An 18,191-nucleotide genomic window follows, 5' to 3' on the forward strand; every position below is an offset into this window, starting at 1 on the left:
CGTGTCAGGGCGCCCGCGGCGCCGGGGCGTCGTGCTCGGGCTGCAGCACCAGCAGCAGCGAAGCCACCAGCGCCAGCGCGAGGCCGACCATCTTCAGCGGGCCGGGCACCACGCCGGCGATCAGCAGCGACAGCGCCGCGGTGACCAGTGGCGCGCCGGCGTTGGTCAGCGGCGCGACCACGATGGCCTTGCCGTAGCGGAAGGCGTAGACCAGCATCAGCGCGCCGACCGCGTTGAGGATCTGGATCGCGGCGGCCATCCACGGCCCGTCGAGGCCGAGGTTAAGCGGTTGCGTCCAATCGGTCATGCCCCACGCCACGGGGATCAGCAGCAGCGCCCCGAGCATCATGTAGAAGAAGATGCTCTCCGCGCTGACGGTGTTGTTGGCCAGTTTCATGAAGTAGGCCTGCACGCCCCAGGCCAGCATGATCAGCAGCGCCAGCGGGAACCAGCCCAGTCCCTGCGCGCCGCCGCCGAACGACAGGTCGAGCATCGGCAGCGCCACCAGCGCCAGCGCGATGCCGAGCGCGCCGAGCCGGCCGGTACGCTCGCGCAGCAGCAGGAACGACAATGCGATCGTCACCACCGGCGACAGCGAGATCACCGGGAAGATGAAATAGGCGGGCCCGGTGGTGAGCGCCTTGAACAGCACCATCTGCCCGCCCGCGCCCAGCAGGCCGATCGCCATGCCGTAGCCGATGGCGCCGGGCGTGCGGTCCAGCGACCAGCCCGCGCGCCACAGCACGAACAGGGCCGGCGGGATCATCGTCAGCGCCCACACGCAGTACACCAGCGTGTCCGGAAAGCCGTGCTGCGAGGACAGTCCCGCCAGCGCGCCCCAGACGCCCCACAGCAGGACCGTCACCAGCGCGTACGCGAGCCACGGGCGTCCGCTGCGCATCGCGGCGCTCATGCGTTGCCGCCTTCGGGCAGCGCCTGCAGCAGCAGGAAGCCTTCGAAGGCGGCATCCAGCGTGCTGGCGCGCGAATCGACGACCCCGAGTTCGCGATCGTGGAACAGGTCGCGCACGCGCCAGCGGCCCTTGCCGAGGCCGCGCAGCTGCAGCGGGCCGTTCCAGGCATCGGCATAGAACGCGTAGTACATCGCCCCGTCCTTGGCGATCGCGTGCGCCTCGGGCCTGTCGAAGCCGATGTCGTACAGCGCGCCCAGGTATTCGCCCCTGGGCAGCATGTGCTGCCTGTAGAGGTCGATCCACCTGCGCCACAGCGCTTCCTTCTCCGGCGTCAGCACGAAGCCGCCTGGCGGCAGCGGGCCGGGGTTCGGGCGGTCGGTGTCGCGCGGCCAGGTGAACTTGGTCGAGATCACCGCACCGATGCCGACGCTGCTGGCGAAATCCTGGCCGCCGGTGCTGAGTTCGACATGGTCGCCCGCGTAGCTGCTGCCGCGGCCGATCAGCGCCTTGATGGTCTTGCCCTTGTGCCGGACCTGCCAGGACGACAGCGGATCGGACGACGGGAACTGGTCGGTGGCCGGCAGGTTGTGGAACGCGAACGCGGTGCCGCAGGGACACAGTTCCACCACGGCCTGCGGGTTCGCCGCGCGCGCGGCGGCGTGGATCGCGTTCCAGAAATCGGGCAGCTTCTCGCACGACTCGTTGGGATGCGCGTGGGCGTGCGCCGGGTTGTGGCAGGGCGCGACGGCGTTGAGGTGCTGGCCGTCGAGCTTGAGGCCCTCGAAGCCCCATTCGCCGATCGCCTTCTTCACGAAGGCGACGTAGTAGTCGATGGTCTTGCGGTAGGCGGGACACTGGGTCAGCGCATTCCACCAGCTGACCTTCTGGAAGCTGCCGTACTCGTCGAGCAGCAGCATGTCCGGATGCTGGTGCAGCACGTCGCTGCCCGGGTCGGCCGCCAGCGGCGCCAGCCACAGGCGCGGGCGCATGCCCTGTGCGCGCACCGCGTCGGTGAAGGCGCGCATGTCGGCGTCGCCGCGCGGGAACTTGCGCAGGTCGATCGCCCAGTCGCCCTCGTTGGTCTGCCAGCCGTCGTCGAGCACGGCCCATTCGAAGCCGAGTTCGCGCGCCTTGGGCAGGGTGGCGAGCACCTGCTGCGTGGTGAAGTCGCGCTCGTAGCCCCAGGCGCACCAGATCGGCGCGAAGGCGGATTCGGGCACTTCGCGCGAGGCGATGCCCTGGTCGCGCATGAAGCGCCGGTAGAGCTCGAGCGGCACGAAGAAGTCGCCGGTGTGTACGCACAGCAGGGTGCGCTGCGTCGTCAGCGATTCGCCGGGGCCGAGCGTGGTGGCATGCGCCCCTTCGATCGCGATGCTGGCGCCGCCGGCGGTCCTGCGCACCGGCATGTCCAGCAGCTTCGGCACGATCTCGACATGGCCGACGGCGAGACCGCCGTCGCGGCGCCAGAGGTTGGCCACCGGCGTGCCGCCGCCGTAGTCCGACGCGTCCATCGCCAGGGTGTTGCGCTGGTTGAAGCCCTCGTCCACCGGCTGCACCCAGTCGCGGCGGTCTTCGTGGGTGGCGCCGGAGAAGCTCCAGAACCCGCCCGGCGCCTCGGCTAGTTCATGCGCGCCATTGCGCCAGCCGGCGACCGCGAGCGGCGCATCGCCGGTGTTGCGGTAGCTGGCGACCACGATCGCCATGCCCGGATAGCGTTCGAAGAACGCAACCTCGACGGTCTTTTCGATGCCCTGGGCGGAACGGCCGCGGACGACGTGCCTGCGCCCGGCGCCGTGGCGCGCGTCGGCGACCGGTTCGGTGCGCTCGTCGACGAATGCGCACGCATCGATCGCGCCGCCCTCGGGCAGCAGCAGGCTTTCGCTGGCCTGGAACGGCGTCATCGGGTCGCCGGCGCGGGCGATCGACGTATGCAGGTTGGCGTCGAAGGCGATCGCGAGCACGTCGTCGTGCGCCACCGCGCGTGCCGGGCGGGAGGTCCCGGCACGCGCGGCGGACGCCCAGGGAAGCGCGGCAAGCGCGGCAGTACCCGAAGCGAGCTTCAGGACGGTTCGGCGTCCAATAGGCGGCATGGCGGGCGGTCCGAAGGAGTGCGCGGGCATTCTGCGGGAGCGAGGCAGTGGATGCAACAATTTTGTTGCGATATGTTGTATATAAGTTTCGTTACATTACAGGCCGACCCCGATGCGCCTCTCCTCCCTGCTTTGCGTTGCCCTGTCGCTGGCCATGCTCGTCGCCTGCGGCGAACCCGCCGCACCTGCCGCGGCGCCTGCGGCGGCCGCCGACGAAGCGGCCTATTCGATGGCGGATTTCGCGCGCGTGCCGAAGTTCGATGCGCACGTCCATGCCAACGTCGTCGAGCGCGCCTTCCTCGAGCAGGCGCGGGCGGACGGTTTCGAGCTGTTGTCGATCAACGTCGACTACCCCGATTTCCCGACGATCGCCCGGCAGCGCGCGGCGGCGCTCGAACTGGCGCAGGCGGAACCGCTGCGTTTCCACTGGGCGACGACCTTGTCGATGCAGGACTTCGGCGCGCCCGGCTGGGCGGCTGCCGTCGGCGCCGACATCGGCGAAGCGGTGGAGCAGGGTGCGGTCGCGGTGAAGATCTGGAAGAACGTCGGCATGATCGAGAAGGACGCCGACGGCGCGCTGATCATGCTCGACCATCCCGCGCTTGCGCCGGTGGCCGAGCGTATCCGCGCGCTGGACGTGGCGCTCATCGGCCACCAGGGCGAGCCGCACAACTGCTGGTTGCCGCTGGAGCAGATGACCACCAGCAACGACCGCGAGTACTTCCGCAACCATCCGCAGTACCACATGTACCTGCATCCGGAGCAGCCCTCCTACGAGGACCAGATGGCGGTGCGCGACCGTTTCCTCGCCGCGCATCCGGGCCTGCGTTTCGTCGGCGCGCACATGGCCAGCCTGGAGTACGACGTGGACCGGCTGGGCGCCTTCCTCGACCGATTCCCCCACGCGACGGTCGATCTCGCGGCGCGCATGAGCCAGGTGCAGTACCAGTCCGTGCGCGATCGCGAGCGGGTGCGCGACTTCTTCATCCGTCACCAGGACCGGATCCTCTACGGCACCGATCTGACCCAGGGTCCGGATTCGGATCCGGACGAGTTCCGGCGCACCGCGCACGCCGTATGGACCTCCGACTGGCGCTACCTGGCGACCGGGGAAACGCAGCGCGTGGACATGATCGACGCGGACGTGCCGGGTCTGTCGCTGCCGCGCGCGGTGATCGACAAGATCTACTACCGCAACGCCAGGCGCGTGTACGTGCGGGGCGGGAACGGCGATTGACGCCCCGCGGCATGCGCGACGGGCATCGACCGGGTCCGGATTCCAGCGCCACCGATTCCCGTCCCGCGTTCGCGGGTCGGGCGCGGGTCCTCCGGCGGCCCGCCTAGGCCAGCAGCAGCTCGAAGCCGAACTGCTGGCTGGCGGCGCGGATGTCCTCCGGCGCGCCGGTGTCCGTGATCAGCGTGTCGAGGTCGGTGACCGGGATGATGCGGTGCAGGCACACGGTGCCGAACTTCGAGCTGTCGGTGATCGCGACCACCACCCGCGCGGCCTCGACCATCTTGCGGTTGAGCATCGCCTCGGGCTCGTAGTGCGTGGTGATGCCGCGCTCGAGGTCGAAGCCGTCGACCCCGAGGAACAGCCGGTCCACGTGCAGCGCATCGAGCGCCTCGACGGTGAGGCCGCCGTAGAAGGCCATGTTCTTGCGCCGCAGCTCGCCGCCGAGCATCACGATGCGGATGTTGTTCTTCGGGGTCAGCGCGGCCAGCACGTTGAAGTCGTTGGTGACCACGGTGACGTCGATGTTCGGCAGCGCTTCGGCCAGCTGGATGGCGGTGGTGCCCGAATCGATCGCGATGGTGTCGCCGGCCTTGACCAGGGTCGCCGCGCGCAGCCCGATGCGGCGCTTCTCGTCGAGGTGCGAGGTGCGCTTGGCCTCGTAGGGCGGCTCGGACATGGCGCCCCCGACCACGTGGCTGTCGATCGCGCCGCCGTAGGCGCGGGCCATGACCCCGCGCTCGGCGAGGTAGCGCAGGTCCTTGCGTACCGTCTGCATGCTGACGCCGAAGCGGCGGGCCAGCGCGGTCACCTGCACGCTGCCGTGCTGGCGCACGAGTTCGCTGATCTGCAGGCGTCTCTGGCTGGTGTCGCGGGTGGCGGCCATGGGGTCCTTTCCTCTGCGGCCGGAGTATGCGACATTTCGTTAAATTTCGCTATTGATGCGAAACGAAACATAGGATAGTCTCGGTTTCGTTTCGTTCACCTTCCGTCCGCTAACCGCCCCGAGGAGACCTCCGTGACGACCGTCCGACTGCACCGGAAAACGCTCGCCTTCAGCATCGCCCTGGCGATGCTGGCGCCGTATCCACTCCTCGCCCAGCAGTCCGACCCCGCCCCGGTCGAGCCAGCCGCCGCGGAACCGGCGCCCGGAAGCGACGAGGCGATCGAGTCGATGGAAACCGTGGTGGTCACGGGCGTCCGCGGCAGTCTGGCACGTGCCACCGAGCTCAAGCGCGATTCGTCGACCGTGCAGGATTCGATCAGCGCGCTGGAACTGGGCAAGTTCCCCGACGACAACGTGGCCGATTCGCTCAGCCACATCACCGGCGTGTCGATTTCGCGCACCGCCGGCGGTGAAGGCCAGAAGGTGAGCGTGCGCGGCCTCGGGCCGGAATACACCCTGACCACCTTCAACGGCCGCATCCTCGCCACCGACGGCGCCGGCCGCGATTTCGCCTACGACGTGCTGCCGGCCGACGTGATCAGCGGCGCGGACGTGATCAAGGGCGCCCAGGCCTCGCTGACCGAAGGCGCGATCGGCGGCCTGATCAACCTGCGTTCGGCCAGCCCGTTCGACCGTACCGGGCAGCATGGCGCCCTGCGCCTGGAAGGCGACCGCAACCTGATGTCGGAACACGACGGCGGCAAGCTCTCGGCCGCGTACAGCAATACCTTCGCCGACGACACCTTCGGGATCCTGCTGGGCGCGGTCTATGCGCGCCGCAAGGACCGCACCGACGTCGCCGGCAACGATGGCGGCTGGAGCCGCAATGCCGATCCGACCGACGAGAGCTGGCTGTGGGGCAACACCTGGGGCGGGCACATCGACCCCAACGGTAATGGCGAACTCGATCCGGAGGAGTACGGCCTGATCGGCCCCGGCCAGTTCCGGGTCGGCTCGATCCTCGAGGAGAAGAAGCGCACGGCGCTGTCGGCCAAGCTCGAGTGGCGGCCCAGCGACAGCGTGAGGATCTCGGTCGACGGCCTGAAGACGCGGCTCGATTCGCCGCAGGTCGGCTACCAGCAGTCGTACTACCCGCTGTTCGCGCCCGGCCGCTGGTCGAACATGACGATCAACGACGGCATCGTCACCGACTTCACCATGGACAACCCCGATCCGGAGATGCGGCTCAACCCCGAGCTGCTGAACCAGACCGAGTACCGCGTGGTCGACACCGACCTGTACGGCATCAACGGGCAGTGGAAGGTCAACGACGACTTCACCCTCACCGCCGACCTCTACCGCTCCACCTCCAGCCGCTACTCCGGCGGGCAGGACTCCTACGTCGTGCTGCGCATGAACCAGCCCAACGTCGCGCGGATCTGGCTCGACGGCGGCGTACCCAACGTACAGGCGACCTTCGACGACGGCCGCGACCTGATCGCAGGACTGGCCGGCGGCCAGTTCGGCGCGGACGATTTCAACACGCACTACTTCTCGCTGGCGGGAGACAACATCGACGACCGCATCACCGGCGGCGCGCTCGCGGGCGAGCTGTTCGTCGGCGAACTCGGCATCGACCGGCTGAAGTTCGGCGTGAACCGCACCGACCGGCGCAAGGCGCGCGACCTGGTCAACAACGCCCTCACGGGCGGCGCGGACTACTATTCGGGCGACAACGCGATCAACGTCGGTGCGCTCGGCGGCAGCGTGATCTCGAACACGTTCAACCTGCCCAACTTCATGAGCGGCGTGTCGTCGGTGTTCCCGCGCTCGTTCCTGGGCTTCGACGTGCCGGGCTACATCGCCGCGCTCGCGGCCTACGACGGCAACCCGCGCCCGGGCGGCGGCACCTACGACTATTCCGCCGCGGCACCGGTGTGGAACCCGCTGCAGAGCTACCGCGTGTCGGAAAAGACCCTGGCCAGCTACATCGAGCTGGACCTGTCGGGCGATCGCTGGAGCGGCAACGCCGGCCTGCGCCTGGTCAAGACGCGCACCACCGCGCAGGCCTGGGACGCGAGGATCCTGAGCATCGTCGAGTTCGGCGCCTTCAACTACTCGGCCGTCTACGACGAACCGAGCTCGGTCTATCAGGAGTCCGAGTACACCTATGCGCTGCCGACCGCCAACTTCACCTGGCGCTTCACCGACGACCTGCAGCTGCGCCTGGGCGCGGCCAAGACCATGGCGCGCCCGGCGGTGAGCCAGCTGGCGCCGACCAACACCACCGAGAGCGTCTCCTGGGGCGAGTTCACCCAGATCTACGGCGGCAACGCCGAACTCGAACCCTACAGTGCGAGGCAGGCGGACGCATCGCTCGAGTGGTACTTCGCCGAGAACTCGATCGCCAACTTCGCGGTGTTCCGCAAGCGCATCGAGAACCAGATCACCACCAGCTGGGAACCGGGCCAGGACATCGGCGTGGGACCGATCGTGGATACCGACGGAAATCCGGTGACCGAAGGTCCGACCCTGTTCAACGTCATGCGTCCGATCAACGGCGACTACGCGAAAGTGCACGGGTTCGAGGCCGGCCTGCAGCATTTCTGGGACAACGGATTCGGCTTCCGCGCGCAGTACACCCGCAACTGGTCGAAAAGCTGGGTCGACGACGAGGAGCGTCCGCTGGAGGGCATCGCGCCGTCGGTGTACTCGCTCGGCGTGATGTACGAGAAGGGGCCGTGGTCGCTGGGCGCGACCGCCGACCGCACCGATGGCTTCGTCACCGCCATCAACGTGCTGGGCGGCGGCTACAACGAACAGGCCGATCCCATCACCTGGCTCACCGCTCATGCGTCCTACAGCATCAACGACGACTTCACCGTGTCGCTGGAAGGCAGCAACCTGCTCGACGAGGCCAACACCTACAGCATCAACGGCAACCCGCTGCTCTCGCAGGGCTACTACCGCTACGGCCGCTCGATCACCTTGGGGTTGAGCTACCGGTTCTGACGACGCGACACGGCCGGCCCGCGTGGCCGGCCCTTCCACCGGACAGGGAGTCGACGCGATGCGAGGATGGAGAATCTGTGCGGGTGCGGTCCCGCTGGCCCTGGTGCTCGTCTGCGCCAGCGCGTCGCAGGCGGTGTCGCGGAGTGCGGAACGTGCGCGCGGGGAGAGGCTGGATGCGAACAATGCGGTCGCGTCTATCCCGACCGGGTCACTTGCCGCCATGCGCAACATGGCGTCGAGTCCGGTGCGGCGCGTCGCGTCCGCAAACGAAGTCCCGCTCGATCCCACCGCGGCGGCCGCGCGCGTTGCATCTGCCGAAGCCGCTTCCACCCCCGCCCCGGCACTAGCCGCCCCCTCGCGGGTCACCGGTGGCCGCGGCTTCCGCCGCCGGCGTGCGGCCTCCGCCTTCGAGCCGGTGCCGCTGCAGTCCCGGATCGACGCGGTGCAGCCGATGACCGGTATCGTGCTGTGGAACGACAACGCCGCCGGCCTGGCTGCGCTGGGCGAGGACGTGCAGCTGGAGTTCGCCTACCTGCGCTACAGCGACGTGAGCCCCACCTCCACCACGTTCGACTGGTCCCCCGTCGACACGCGCCTGGCCGCCGCCGCCGCACGCGGGCACCAGATGATCCTGCGCTTCCACGACACCTATCCCGGGCGCACGGAGATCTCCATTCCGGCCGACATCGCCGACGGCCCGGACCACGTCACCGCCTTCCACACCGTCGAGGGTCGCCGCACCTTCATTCCCGACTGGCGCTCGCAGCGGCTGCGGCAGTTCGTGCTCGACTTCTACACCCGCTTCGCCCAAAGATACGACCGCGACCCGCGGCTGGCCTTCGTGCAGGTCGGCTTCGGCTCCTATGCCGAGTACCACCTGTGGGACGGGCCGCTCACGCTCGGGCACACGTTCCCGTCCAGGGCCTTCCAGCAGCAGGCGCTCGAACACCTGGGCGAAAGTTTCGTGCAGACGCCGTGGTCGGTGTCGATCGACGCCGCGAGCGGGGTCTACTCGCCGTTCCCGTCGGTGCCGTCGCTGCGCACGCTGCGCTTCGGCCTGTTCGACGACTCCTTCATGCACGAACGGCACTCGGAGAGCGACACCGAGTACAACCGCGCCGCCTGGGGCTTCTTCGGCGACGCGCGCCACCACGACGGTCCCGCCGGCGGCGAGTTCAGCTACTACAGCGAGTACGACCAGGCCCACGTGCTCGACCTGCCCGACGGTCCGCACGGCCGCAGCTTCGAATCCTTCGCGGCCCAGTACCGCATCAGCTACATGATCGGGAACGACCAGCCCCGGTACCAGCCCCGGGCGAGGATCAGGCAGGCGGCGATGGCGACCGGCTACGCGTTCCGGGTCACGACGCTGGAAAGCGATGGAGACTGCGTGCGCATGGCGATCCGCAACGAAGGGGTGGCGCCGCTCTACCACGACGCCTGGCCGGCCGCCAACGGCCAGCGGGCGGGCGCGTCGTTGAAGGGGTTGCTGCCCGGCGACGAAGACACCTTCCAGGCCTGCATCGGTCCGCACCAGCGCGAGGCGCTGGAGATCGGCATCGAAAGCGATCGCCTGGTGCCGGGACAAGGGATCCAGTTCAACGCATCGCTGACGTAACGCGGCGGCAGGAGTGTTCGAGGTTCCCGATCGCCAGGACGCGGCGTCCATCGGAGTCCTGACGCGGACTACTCCATCGCAGACCGTGTCTCCCTCGCATGGGAGACAAAACAAAAAACCCGGCAGCCGAAGCTGCCGGGTTTCCTGTTCGAGCGCGGTGCGGGGAGGGACGCGCCGGCTCGGGGGACTGCGCGTCGCTCAGCGGCGCTTGGTCGCCTTCGCGGCCGAAGCCACGACCTTCTCGGCCTGGGCCTGCGCCTTGACGGTGGCGGCTTCGAGCTGCGACTTGGCGATCTCGGCGATGGCTTCGTTGGTCTTCACGGTGCTGCCGAAGACTTCCTGACCGGCGCCGATGGCGCGCTCGACGTTCTCGCGGGCGATCTGCACGCCCTTCGGCAGCAGGGTCTTCATGCCGTCGAAGTCGCGCACGTCGGCCGCTTCGCCGAAGAACGCGAAGGTGGCTTCGGCGTTCTCTTCGAGAGTCGCCAGCTGCAGGCCGAAGACCTTCTGGGCGTTCTCGAGGGCAAGCTGGTTGATGCGCGCGGCGGTGTCGGCGAACTGACGCGTCGCGGCTGCGAACTGCTCGTTGTACTGGTAGTTCATGGTGATCTCCTGCGATCAGTGCCGGCACGGGATTGCCGGGTTTGTGCGGTGCAGGATAAGCCCGAATATGTTGCAGTGCAACATCCGACCGACGAACGGCTGAACGGCGTTCAGGTTCCCAGTGGAATCAGGCGGTTGCGCCGGGCCTAGACGACTCAGCCGGTGTACCGGCACCCGGAGGTGCAGGTTTCCCGGACCACCACGGCACTGAGCTGGGGCAGCGCCGGCTTGAGCCGCTCCCAGATCCAGACCGCCAGCCGTTCGCTGGTGGGGTTCTCCAGCCCGGGCACCTCGTTGAGGTAACGATGGTCGAGCTGGTCGTACAGCGGCTTGAACGCGGCCTTGATGTCCGCGAAATCCATCACCCAGCCGCTGTCCGCGCCGGGCTCGCCGCTGACATGCAGTTCCACCCCGAACGAGTGCCCGTGCAGGCGCGCGCACTTGTGCCCCGGCGGCACGTTGGGCAGGCGGTGCGCGGCTTCCAGGGTGAAGCTCTTGAAGATGTCCATGCGGCATTGTCCGTGCGCCGCCGCCCGCGGGCAATCGCGGAACTTGGGGTTTGCGACGGCAATGCGGTAGCGTACGGCCCCTTGACCGACGGGACGCACGCAGCGCGTGCACCGGACGCGCTACGGCCCGCCAACATCCACGATGCCGCCATGCCCCGCGAGGAGCAAAGCCGATGACACCCGAAGAACTGCTGGCCATCCACGGCCCGCGCGAAGCGATGGAATACGACGTGGTCGTGGTCGGCGCCGGTCCCGGCGGGCTGGCGACGGCGATCCGGCTCAGGCAACTGGCCGCGGAAGCGGGGCGCGAGGTCTCGGTCTGCGTGCTGGAGAAGGGCTCCGAGCCCGGCGCGCACATCCTCTCGGGCGCGATCATGGATCCGCGCGCGCTGGCCGAACTGTTTCCCGACTGGGCGGAGCGTGGCGCGCCGCTGAAGCAGCCGGTGGCCCGCGACGAGTTCCTGTTTCTCGGCGAGGACGGCGCCCGCGCCACGCCGGGGTTCTTCCTGCCCGAGTGCTTCGACAACCACGGCAACTACATCGTCTCGCTGGGCGCGGTGACGCGCTGGCTGGCGCAGCAGGCCGAAGCGCTGGGCGTGGAGATCTTCCCCGGCTTCGCCGCCGACGAAGTGCTGTACACCGACGACGGCGCGGTGCGCGGCGTGGCCACCGGCAACCTCGGCCTCGGCCGCGACGGCGAGCCGACGCCCGAGTTCCAGCTGGGCATGGAACTGCACGCGAAGTACACGATCTTCGCCGAAGGCTCGCGCGGCCACCTCGGCCGGCGCCTGATCGCGAAGTTCGGGCTCGACGCCGGACGCGACCCGCAGAGCTACGGCATCGGCATCAAGGAACTCTGGCAGGCCGACCCGGAGCGGCACCAGCCCGGGCTGGTGGTGCACACCGCCGGCTGGCCGCTCGCCGACGACACCTATGGCGGCTCGTTCCTGTACCACGCCGAGGACGGGAAGATCGCGCTCGGCTTCGTGGTCGGATTGGACTACGCCAATCCGTACCTGAGTCCGTTCGAGGAATTCCAGCGGTGGAAGACCCACCCGGCGATCCGCAGGCACCTCGAAGGCGGCAAACGCATCGGCTACGGTGCGCGCGCGCTCACCGCCGGCGGCCTGATGTCGCTGCCGAAGCTGGTGTTCCCGGGCGGCGCCCTGGTCGGCTGCGAGGCCGGCACCCTCAACGCGAGCCGGATCAAGGGCAGCCACGCCGCGATCAAGACCGGCATGCTCGCAGCCGAAGCCGCGTTCGCCGCGCTCGGCGAGGACCGCGCGCATGACGAACTGTCGACGTATCCGGAAGCGTTCGAGCGCAGCTGGCTGCACCGGGAGCTGCTGCAGTCGAAGAACTTCAAGCAGTGGTTCAAGAAGGGCCGCACCCTGGCGACCCTGATGACCGGCATCGAGCAGTGGCTGCTGCCGAAACTCGGCATCCGCAACCCGCCGTGGACGCTGCACCGCGACAAGCCCGACCACGCCTGCCTGGAGCCCGCGGCCCGGCACGCGAAGATCGCGTATCCGAAACCCGACGGTGTGCTCACCTTCGACCGGCTGAGCTCGGTGTTCCTGTCGAGCACCCACCATGACGAGAACCAGCCCAGCCACCTGACCCTGAAGGATGCGTCGATCCCGGTCGAAGTGAACCTGAAGGAGTACGCCGGGCCGGAAGCGCGCTACTGCCCGGCGGCGGTGTACGAATTCGTCGGCGAACCCGGCAGCGAGCGGCTGCAGATCAACTTCGCCAATTGCGTGCACTGCAAGACCTGCGACATCAAGGATCCCACCCAGAACATCGTCTGGGTCGCGCCGCAGGGTGGCGGCGGTCCGAACTACGCGGGGATGTAGCGGCCGCCCGTGCGCGGTCCTTCTCCCGCTGCGCGGGAGAGGGTGGCCCGAAGGGCCGGGCAGGCCGACGATGCGGAAGGCAGGTTGCGCTACGGCGCGCCATCCCGCTTGACCGCATACGGCCCGAAGGTATTGCCGATGAAGCCGCCGGCGGTATCGACCCTCAGCAGGCTGGCATCGAGGTCGGCGGCGAGCGGCTGCCAGTCGCCCGGCGCGAGCGCGTAGTCGACATCGAGCCGCGGCGCGGCGAGGCGGAAGCGCAGCGAGACCTGCGCGGGCGCTTCGGGCAGCGCAATTCGCGCAAGCTCGCGACCGGCTTCGGGGTCGTCCTTGCCGGCGCGACGCGGCAGCACCAGTGCCGCGCCCCGCTCGTCGCGCTCGAGGCCCGCGACGAAGTGGTGACGCTCGTTCTGCAGCAGCGCGAGACCCGCGAGTTCACCGGCATCGAGTGCGGCGGCGTCGAGCGTGGTGGCGATGCTCGCATTGTGGTGCAGCAGGCGACGGGCGAGATACGCCGGCTGCCCGCGGCCGCTGCCGTGTCCGGCGAGCGGAGTCGCGGCGGGGGTGATGCGCAGGCCGCCGTTGCCGGTGGCGAACCACGCGCTCTTCGGCGGATCGAGCATCACCCATTGCGGCGGCAACGCCTCGGCTGCGAACCGCTCCGTCCACGCCATCGGGCCGGTGGTGGGCGCGGTGGCCTGGCCCGACGGCAGCGCGGGGCGTTCGAGCGCCATCGGCACGCGTTCGCCGCGCGCCAGGATCACCGGCCAACCGTCGCGCCATTGCACCGGCAGCAGGAAGGTCTCGCGGCCGAGGTTGTACTGGTTGCCGCGATAGGGACGGGTGGCCAGGAACACAGCCCACCAGCTGTCGTCCTGCGCGCGCACGAACTGCGCGTGGCCGGTGGAGGTGACCGGATCGGGGCGCGCGGGATCGAGGTCGCGCTGGGTGAGCGTGGGATTGCCGCTCCAGGCTTCGTACGGACCGGTGACGGCACGGCTGCGCCAGATCATCTGCGCGTGCTGCTCGCCGGTGCCGCCTTCGGCCGCGGTGAGGTAGTACCAGCCGTCGTGCCTGAACACGTGCGGGCCTTCCACGTGTTCGGGGTTGCTGGCCGGATCGACGCCGGCATCCACCAGTTGCAGCCGCGGACCGGTCAGCGACAGCGTGTCCGCATCGAACTGCTGGATGAAGATCGCGCGATGCCCGTCGTAGCGCATCTCGCCTTCCGGCACGCCGTTGTTGACCAGCCAGGCGCGACTGTCGTGGTCGAAGAACAGCGACGGGTCGATGCCGTCGATGTCCAGCCAGTGCGGATCCGACCACGGCCCGGCCGGGTCGCGCGCGGTGATGACGAAGTTGCCCATGCCGCGGCCCGGGCAGTAGAAGCAGGTATTGGCAATGTAGAACCTGCCGTCGTGGTGGCTGATGGTCGCCGCGAACAGCCCACGGGTGAGTTCCTCGCCCTCGCCGTAGGGCATCTGCCGCGGCCGGTCGATCGCGTTGCCGATCTGCCGCCACGAGACCAGGTCGGTGCTGTGGAACACCGGCAGGCCGGGGAAGTAGCCGAACGACGAGGTGACCAGGTAATAGTCGTCGCCGACACGGATCGCGGACGGGTCGGGATGGAAGCCGGCGATCACCGGGTTGCGGAACTGCGTCGCGCCCGGTGCCGCGCCTCCGTCGTCGCCCGCGTATGCCACTTCGGTGAACAGCGCTTCGCCGGCGTGGGCGCCGGTGGCGAGCAGGCAGGCGGCGAGGAATGCGAGACAACATCTCATGGCCATGTTCCGGTCAGGCCGGCGGCGCCGGGGCGCGTTGCCCGGCCGCTTGCATCCGCCGCGCCCACAGCAAGTGCAGGCCGCGCGCGGCGAGATCCTCGGGATGCCGCTGCACGCCGACGTCGAGCGTGGTCAGCGCGCGGGCGTAGACGCCCAGCAGGCGTGCGCTGCCGATCAGGTGCACCTGTGCCGGGCGCGGACCATCGTCGGTCAGCCCGCACGCGTGCAGCTCGTGCCCGACCAGCAGCCCCGACAGGTACGACGCCAGTGCGGCGCCCTCGAACTGTCCCGACAATCCGGTCGTACGCACGCCGAACAGGTGGTGCAGCAGCCCGCCGGGGTCGACGCTGCGGCGCAGTCCGGCATCGAAGGCATAGGCGTCGAACCGGCTGTCGTCGTCGGGCATCAGCGCGCCGAGGATGCTGTGCTTGCGCAGCAGCGCGTACAACTCGCCGGTCATCGCCGTGCGGATGCGCTGCACACGGCCGTCGCGGATCGTCACCCATTTGCTGTGGGTGCCGGGCAGGCACACCTGGTGGACGCCGCCGGGCAGGACCTCGAGCAGGGTCGCGAGCTGGGTTTCCTCGCCGCGCATCACGTCCGGGACGGCTTCCGCGGCATCGCGCAGACCGGGTACGAACCACAGCTCGCGACCCTCGAACCCGGGCGGATGCAGGCGCTGCATGTGTCGCGCCAGCTCCGGCAGGCCGGCGGGGCATTCCAGATAGGGCATCTCGTGCCAGCCACCGCGGGCGCCGACCATGCCGCACAGCAGGATGTGCGCATCGTCCCAGCCGGCCATTTCCGCGGCGAGCACCGCGCCGAAGCGACCGCCGCTGGCGAGCGTGCCCTGATCGCTGCGGCGCCGCTCGCGCAGCGTGCCGTCCGCGTCCATCCGGTACAGGCGCAGGTGGGTGCTGCCCCAGTCGACCGCGATCATGCGCCGCGCAGCCGGGGTTCGGCGCGACCGCTGCCGGGCGCGAGCGCGAAGGCGAACACGCCGCCCGCGCCCGGCGCGCGCGCGAGCTGGTCTTCGTCCAGTTCCTCGCGCGCGGTGGTCACGTACAGCGTGTCGAAATCCGCGCCGCCGATGGCGCAGCACGAGGGTCGGCCGGCGGGAATGGCGACGACGCGGTCGACGCGGCCATCGGGCGCGTAGCGCACCACGCGGCCCGCATCCCATTGCGCATTCCACAGGCCGCCCGCGGCGTCGATGGTCGAGCCGTCCGGCGTCCTGCCGCCTTCGACCTCGGCGAACACGCGTGGCTCGGAGATGCCCGCCGCGTCCGGATCGTAGTCGCAGCACAGGATGCGCGGGTGCATCGAATCGCAGTAGTAGAGCGTGCGGCCATCGGGCGAAAAGCAGATCGAATTCGGGATCGCGGCCGCCGGCAACGGCAAGGCGCGCAGGCCGTGCGCGAGCGAGAACTGGTAGTAGCGTCCCAGCGGCGGCGTCGCACCGGTCTCGTCCTTGGTGCCGAAGACGAAGTTGCCGTCGCGGTCGCAGCGGCCGTCGTTGCTGCGCGTGGCGGCTCCGAGTTCCGGCTCCAGGGCGGCGAGCATGCGCAGCGACAGCGCGTCGCCCGGGCGCGGTGCGTCCGCCATGCGGATCGACTTGGCCAGCGCCAGCAGCAGGCCGCCGTCCTCGCACAGGGCGAGGCAGCCGAGCGGTTCGGGCAGGTCCCAGGCGTGGGTCGCGGCATCGGCCGGCGCGTGCATCCACAACTTCGAGCGCAGGATGTCGGTCCAGTACAGGCGCTGCGCGCGTTCGTCCCAGACGATGCCCTCGCCGAGCTGGCAGCGGCTGTCGACGGCCAGCGTCGCGGTCGCTTCGGCAGGGAGATCCGCGGCCATCACCTCACCACTCCGCCACGCTGCCGTCGTCGTGGCGCCACAGCGGATTGCGCCAGCGCGGCGGCTCGCGCGATGCGCGCTCGAGACGCTCCACGTCGATCTCCACCCCCAGGCCGGGCAGCGGCAGCGCGGCGATGCTGCCGGTGTCGTCGCAGCGGAAGTCGTCCTTGTTGAGCACGTAGTCGAGCAGGTCCGCGTCCTGGTTGTAGTGGATGCCGATGCTCTGCTCCTGCAGCATCGCATTCCAGCTGACGAAGTCGACCTGCAGGCAGGCCGCCAGCGCCACCGGGCCCAGCGGGCAGTGCGGCGCCAGGCCGACATCATGGGCTTCGGCCATCGCCGCGATCTTCACGCATTCGGTGATCCCGCCGGCGTGCGAGAGGTCCGGCTGCAGCAGCGCCAGTCCACCGGCGGCAAGCACCGGCTTGAACTCGGCGCGCGAGTACATGCGCTCGCCCGCGGCCAGCGGGATCGAGGTGGCGTCCGACAACGGCCGGTAGTACTCCCACTGCTCGGGCAGCACCGGCTCCTCGACGAACAGCGGCTTGTACGGCGCCAGCTCGCGCAGCAGCGCGCGCGCCATCGGTGCGCTGACCCGGCCGTGGAAGTCGATGCCGAAGTCGATCGCATCGCCCACCGCCTCGCGCACCGCGGCGACCTTGGCCACCGCCGCGTCGACGGCGCGCGGGCTGTCGATCAGCTTGAGTTCCTCGGTGCCGTTGAACTTGAAGGTGTCGAAGCCCTGCGCGCGGTAGCCCTGCATCTGCGCGACGATGTCCGCGGGCCGGTCGCCGCCGACCCAGCGATAGGTCTTCATGCGGTCGCGCACCAGGCCGCCGAGCAACTGGTACACCGGCACGCCCAGGGCCTTGCCCTTGATGTCCCACAGCGCCTGGTCGATGCCGGCGATCGCGCTCATCAGGATCGCGCCACCGCGGTAGAAGCCGCCGCGGTAGAGCACCTGCCACAGGTCGTTGATGCGCGCCGGGTCGCGCCCGACCAAGTAGTCGCCCAGTTCGTGCACCGCCGCCTCGACCGTCGCCGCACGGCCTTCGATTACCGGCTCGCCCCAGCCGCAGATGCCCTCGTCGGTCTCGATCCGCAGGAACAGCCAGCGCGGCGGCGCCTGCCAGGTGGTCAGCCGGGTGATCTTCATGCGCTGTGTTCCATCCATGCTTCGCGGAAACGCCGCGCCTGCGTGCGCGTGTGTTCCGCGGATTGTCCCGGTCGATAGAGTTCGCCGCCGATGCCCACGCCCTGGCAACCGGCGGACAGGTAGACGGGCAGGGTTTCGGGCGTGATGCCGCCCACCGCGAACAGCGGCACCGGCGGCAGCACGCTGCGCAGTGCGCGCACCATCGCCGGCCCGTAGACCGCGGCGGGAAACAGCTTGAGCATCGGTGCGCCGGCCTCGAGTGCGTCGAAGGCCTCGCTGGCCGTGGCGAAGCCCGCGACCACGGGCAGCCCGCGCTCGACCGCACGGCGGATCACCGCCGGGCGCACGTTGGGGGTGACCGCGAGCGTGCCGCCGGCGGCCAGCAGCGCATCGACGTGCGCGGCTTCGAGCACGGTGCCCGCGCCGACCCTGGCGCGGTCGCCGAAATTGGCCGAGGCGATCGCAACGCTGCGCGTCCAGTCGGGCGAATTGGTCGGGATCTCGATCGCGTCGAATCCTTCCTCCACCAGGACCTCGCAGTGCTCGGCGACTTCCACCGGCATCACGCCGCGCAGGATCGCGATCAGGGGCAGGCGGAACGGGGTCCGGGGCTCATCCATGCCGGGCTCCGGATCAGCCGGCCAGGGTGCGCGAGCGGGCACGATCCGCCCGCACCACC

The 18,191-nt window shown here is 69.6% G+C and carries 14 protein-coding genes; 4 read left to right on the plus strand and 10 right to left on the minus strand.

The window, feature by feature from the left end:
* Positions 1 to 4: 4 nt before the first annotated feature.
* Both JMO03_RS01120 and JMO03_RS01125 read right to left on the minus strand, forming a co-directional pair.
* Entirely contained in the window at positions 5 to 913 is a 909-nt protein-coding gene (locus JMO03_RS01120; protein ID WP_202839398.1) for a DMT family transporter, read from the minus strand.
* A complete protein-coding gene (locus JMO03_RS01125) occupies positions 910 to 2,889 on the minus strand; it encodes a glycoside hydrolase family 36 protein (protein ID WP_337926330.1) in 1,980 nt (659 codons plus the stop codon). Before JMO03_RS01125 ends, JMO03_RS01120 begins: the two co-directional genes overlap by 4 nt.
* A 226-nt stretch (positions 2,890 to 3,115) precedes the next feature.
* On the opposite strand from JMO03_RS01125, the gene JMO03_RS01130 reads away from it, so the two are divergent.
* Positions 3,116 to 4,240, plus strand: a complete 1,125-nt coding sequence (locus JMO03_RS01130) for an amidohydrolase family protein (RefSeq protein WP_202839402.1) — start codon at positions 3,116 to 3,118, stop codon at positions 4,238 to 4,240.
* Positions 4,241 to 4,343: 103 nt separating this feature from the next.
* On the opposite strand, the gene JMO03_RS01135 is transcribed toward JMO03_RS01130, so the two are convergent.
* On the minus strand, positions 4,344 to 5,123 hold the full coding sequence (locus tag JMO03_RS01135) for a DeoR/GlpR family DNA-binding transcription regulator (protein WP_202839403.1): 780 nt from the start codon (positions 5,121 to 5,123) through the stop codon (positions 4,344 to 4,346).
* Positions 5,124 to 5,255: 132 nt separating this feature from the next.
* On the opposite strand from JMO03_RS01135, the gene JMO03_RS01140 reads away from it, so the two are divergent.
* Both JMO03_RS01140 and JMO03_RS01145 read left to right on the plus strand, forming a co-directional pair.
* The gene (locus tag JMO03_RS01140; RefSeq protein ID WP_337926331.1) at positions 5,256 to 8,135 is read left to right on the plus strand and encodes a TonB-dependent receptor; all 2,880 of its coding nucleotides are present in this window, start codon (positions 5,256 to 5,258) and stop codon (positions 8,133 to 8,135) included.
* Between the two features lie 229 nt (positions 8,136 to 8,364).
* Entirely contained in the window at positions 8,365 to 9,753 is a 1,389-nt protein-coding gene (locus tag JMO03_RS01145) for a hypothetical protein (RefSeq protein WP_202839404.1), read from the plus strand.
* A gap of 198 nt (positions 9,754 to 9,951) precedes the next feature.
* On the opposite strand, the gene JMO03_RS01150 is transcribed toward JMO03_RS01145, so the two are convergent.
* Together JMO03_RS01150 and queD are read right to left on the minus strand one after the other, a co-directional pair.
* A complete protein-coding gene (locus JMO03_RS01150) occupies positions 9,952 to 10,356 on the minus strand; it encodes a phasin family protein (protein WP_202839405.1) in 405 nt (134 codons plus the stop codon).
* 155 nt (positions 10,357 to 10,511) lie between these two features.
* Positions 10,512 to 10,865 carry a 6-carboxytetrahydropterin synthase QueD gene (gene queD / locus JMO03_RS01155; RefSeq protein WP_202839406.1) on the minus strand — a complete coding sequence of 118 codons (354 nt, stop codon included), beginning with the start codon at positions 10,863 to 10,865 and terminating at the stop codon, positions 10,512 to 10,514.
* Between the two features lie 173 nt (positions 10,866 to 11,038).
* Between queD and JMO03_RS01160 the strand changes: the two genes are divergently transcribed.
* Positions 11,039 to 12,721 carry an electron transfer flavoprotein-ubiquinone oxidoreductase gene (locus tag JMO03_RS01160; RefSeq protein ID WP_202839407.1) on the plus strand — a complete coding sequence of 561 codons (1,683 nt, stop codon included), beginning with the start codon at positions 11,039 to 11,041 and terminating at the stop codon, positions 12,719 to 12,721.
* A gap of 89 nt (positions 12,722 to 12,810) precedes the next feature.
* On the opposite strand, the gene JMO03_RS01165 is transcribed toward JMO03_RS01160, so the two are convergent.
* Genes JMO03_RS01165 through JMO03_RS01185 form a run of 5 tightly spaced genes read right to left on the minus strand, consistent with a single transcriptional unit; the run spans position 12,811 to position 18,132 of the window.
* Positions 12,811 to 14,502, minus strand: a complete 1,692-nt coding sequence (locus JMO03_RS01165; protein WP_238345783.1) for a glycoside hydrolase family 43 protein — start codon at positions 14,500 to 14,502, stop codon at positions 12,811 to 12,813.
* A 13-nt stretch (positions 14,503 to 14,515) separates the two neighbouring features.
* The gene (locus JMO03_RS01170) at positions 14,516 to 15,442 is read right to left on the minus strand and encodes a 2-dehydro-3-deoxygalactonokinase (protein ID WP_202839412.1); all 927 of its coding nucleotides are present in this window, start codon (positions 15,440 to 15,442) and stop codon (positions 14,516 to 14,518) included.
* On the minus strand, positions 15,439 to 16,356 hold the full coding sequence (locus JMO03_RS01175; RefSeq protein WP_202839414.1) for an SMP-30/gluconolactonase/LRE family protein: 918 nt from the start codon (positions 16,354 to 16,356) through the stop codon (positions 15,439 to 15,441). Before JMO03_RS01175 ends, JMO03_RS01170 begins: the two co-directional genes overlap by 4 nt.
* A gap of 4 nt (positions 16,357 to 16,360) precedes the next feature.
* Complete coding sequence (gene dgoD, locus JMO03_RS01180; RefSeq protein WP_202839416.1) at positions 16,361 to 17,512, minus strand: galactonate dehydratase; 1,152 nt, start codon at positions 17,510 to 17,512, stop codon at positions 16,361 to 16,363.
* A complete protein-coding gene (locus tag JMO03_RS01185; protein WP_202839418.1) occupies positions 17,509 to 18,132 on the minus strand; it encodes a 2-dehydro-3-deoxy-6-phosphogalactonate aldolase in 624 nt (207 codons plus the stop codon). The genes dgoD and JMO03_RS01185 overlap by 4 nt, the downstream gene beginning before the upstream one ends.
* Between the last annotated feature and the right edge of the window lie 59 nt (positions 18,133 to 18,191).

It is taken from the genome of Luteimonas saliphila (assembly GCF_016774335.1).
Taxonomy (GTDB): domain Bacteria; phylum Pseudomonadota; class Gammaproteobacteria; order Xanthomonadales; family Xanthomonadaceae; genus Luteimonas; species Luteimonas saliphila.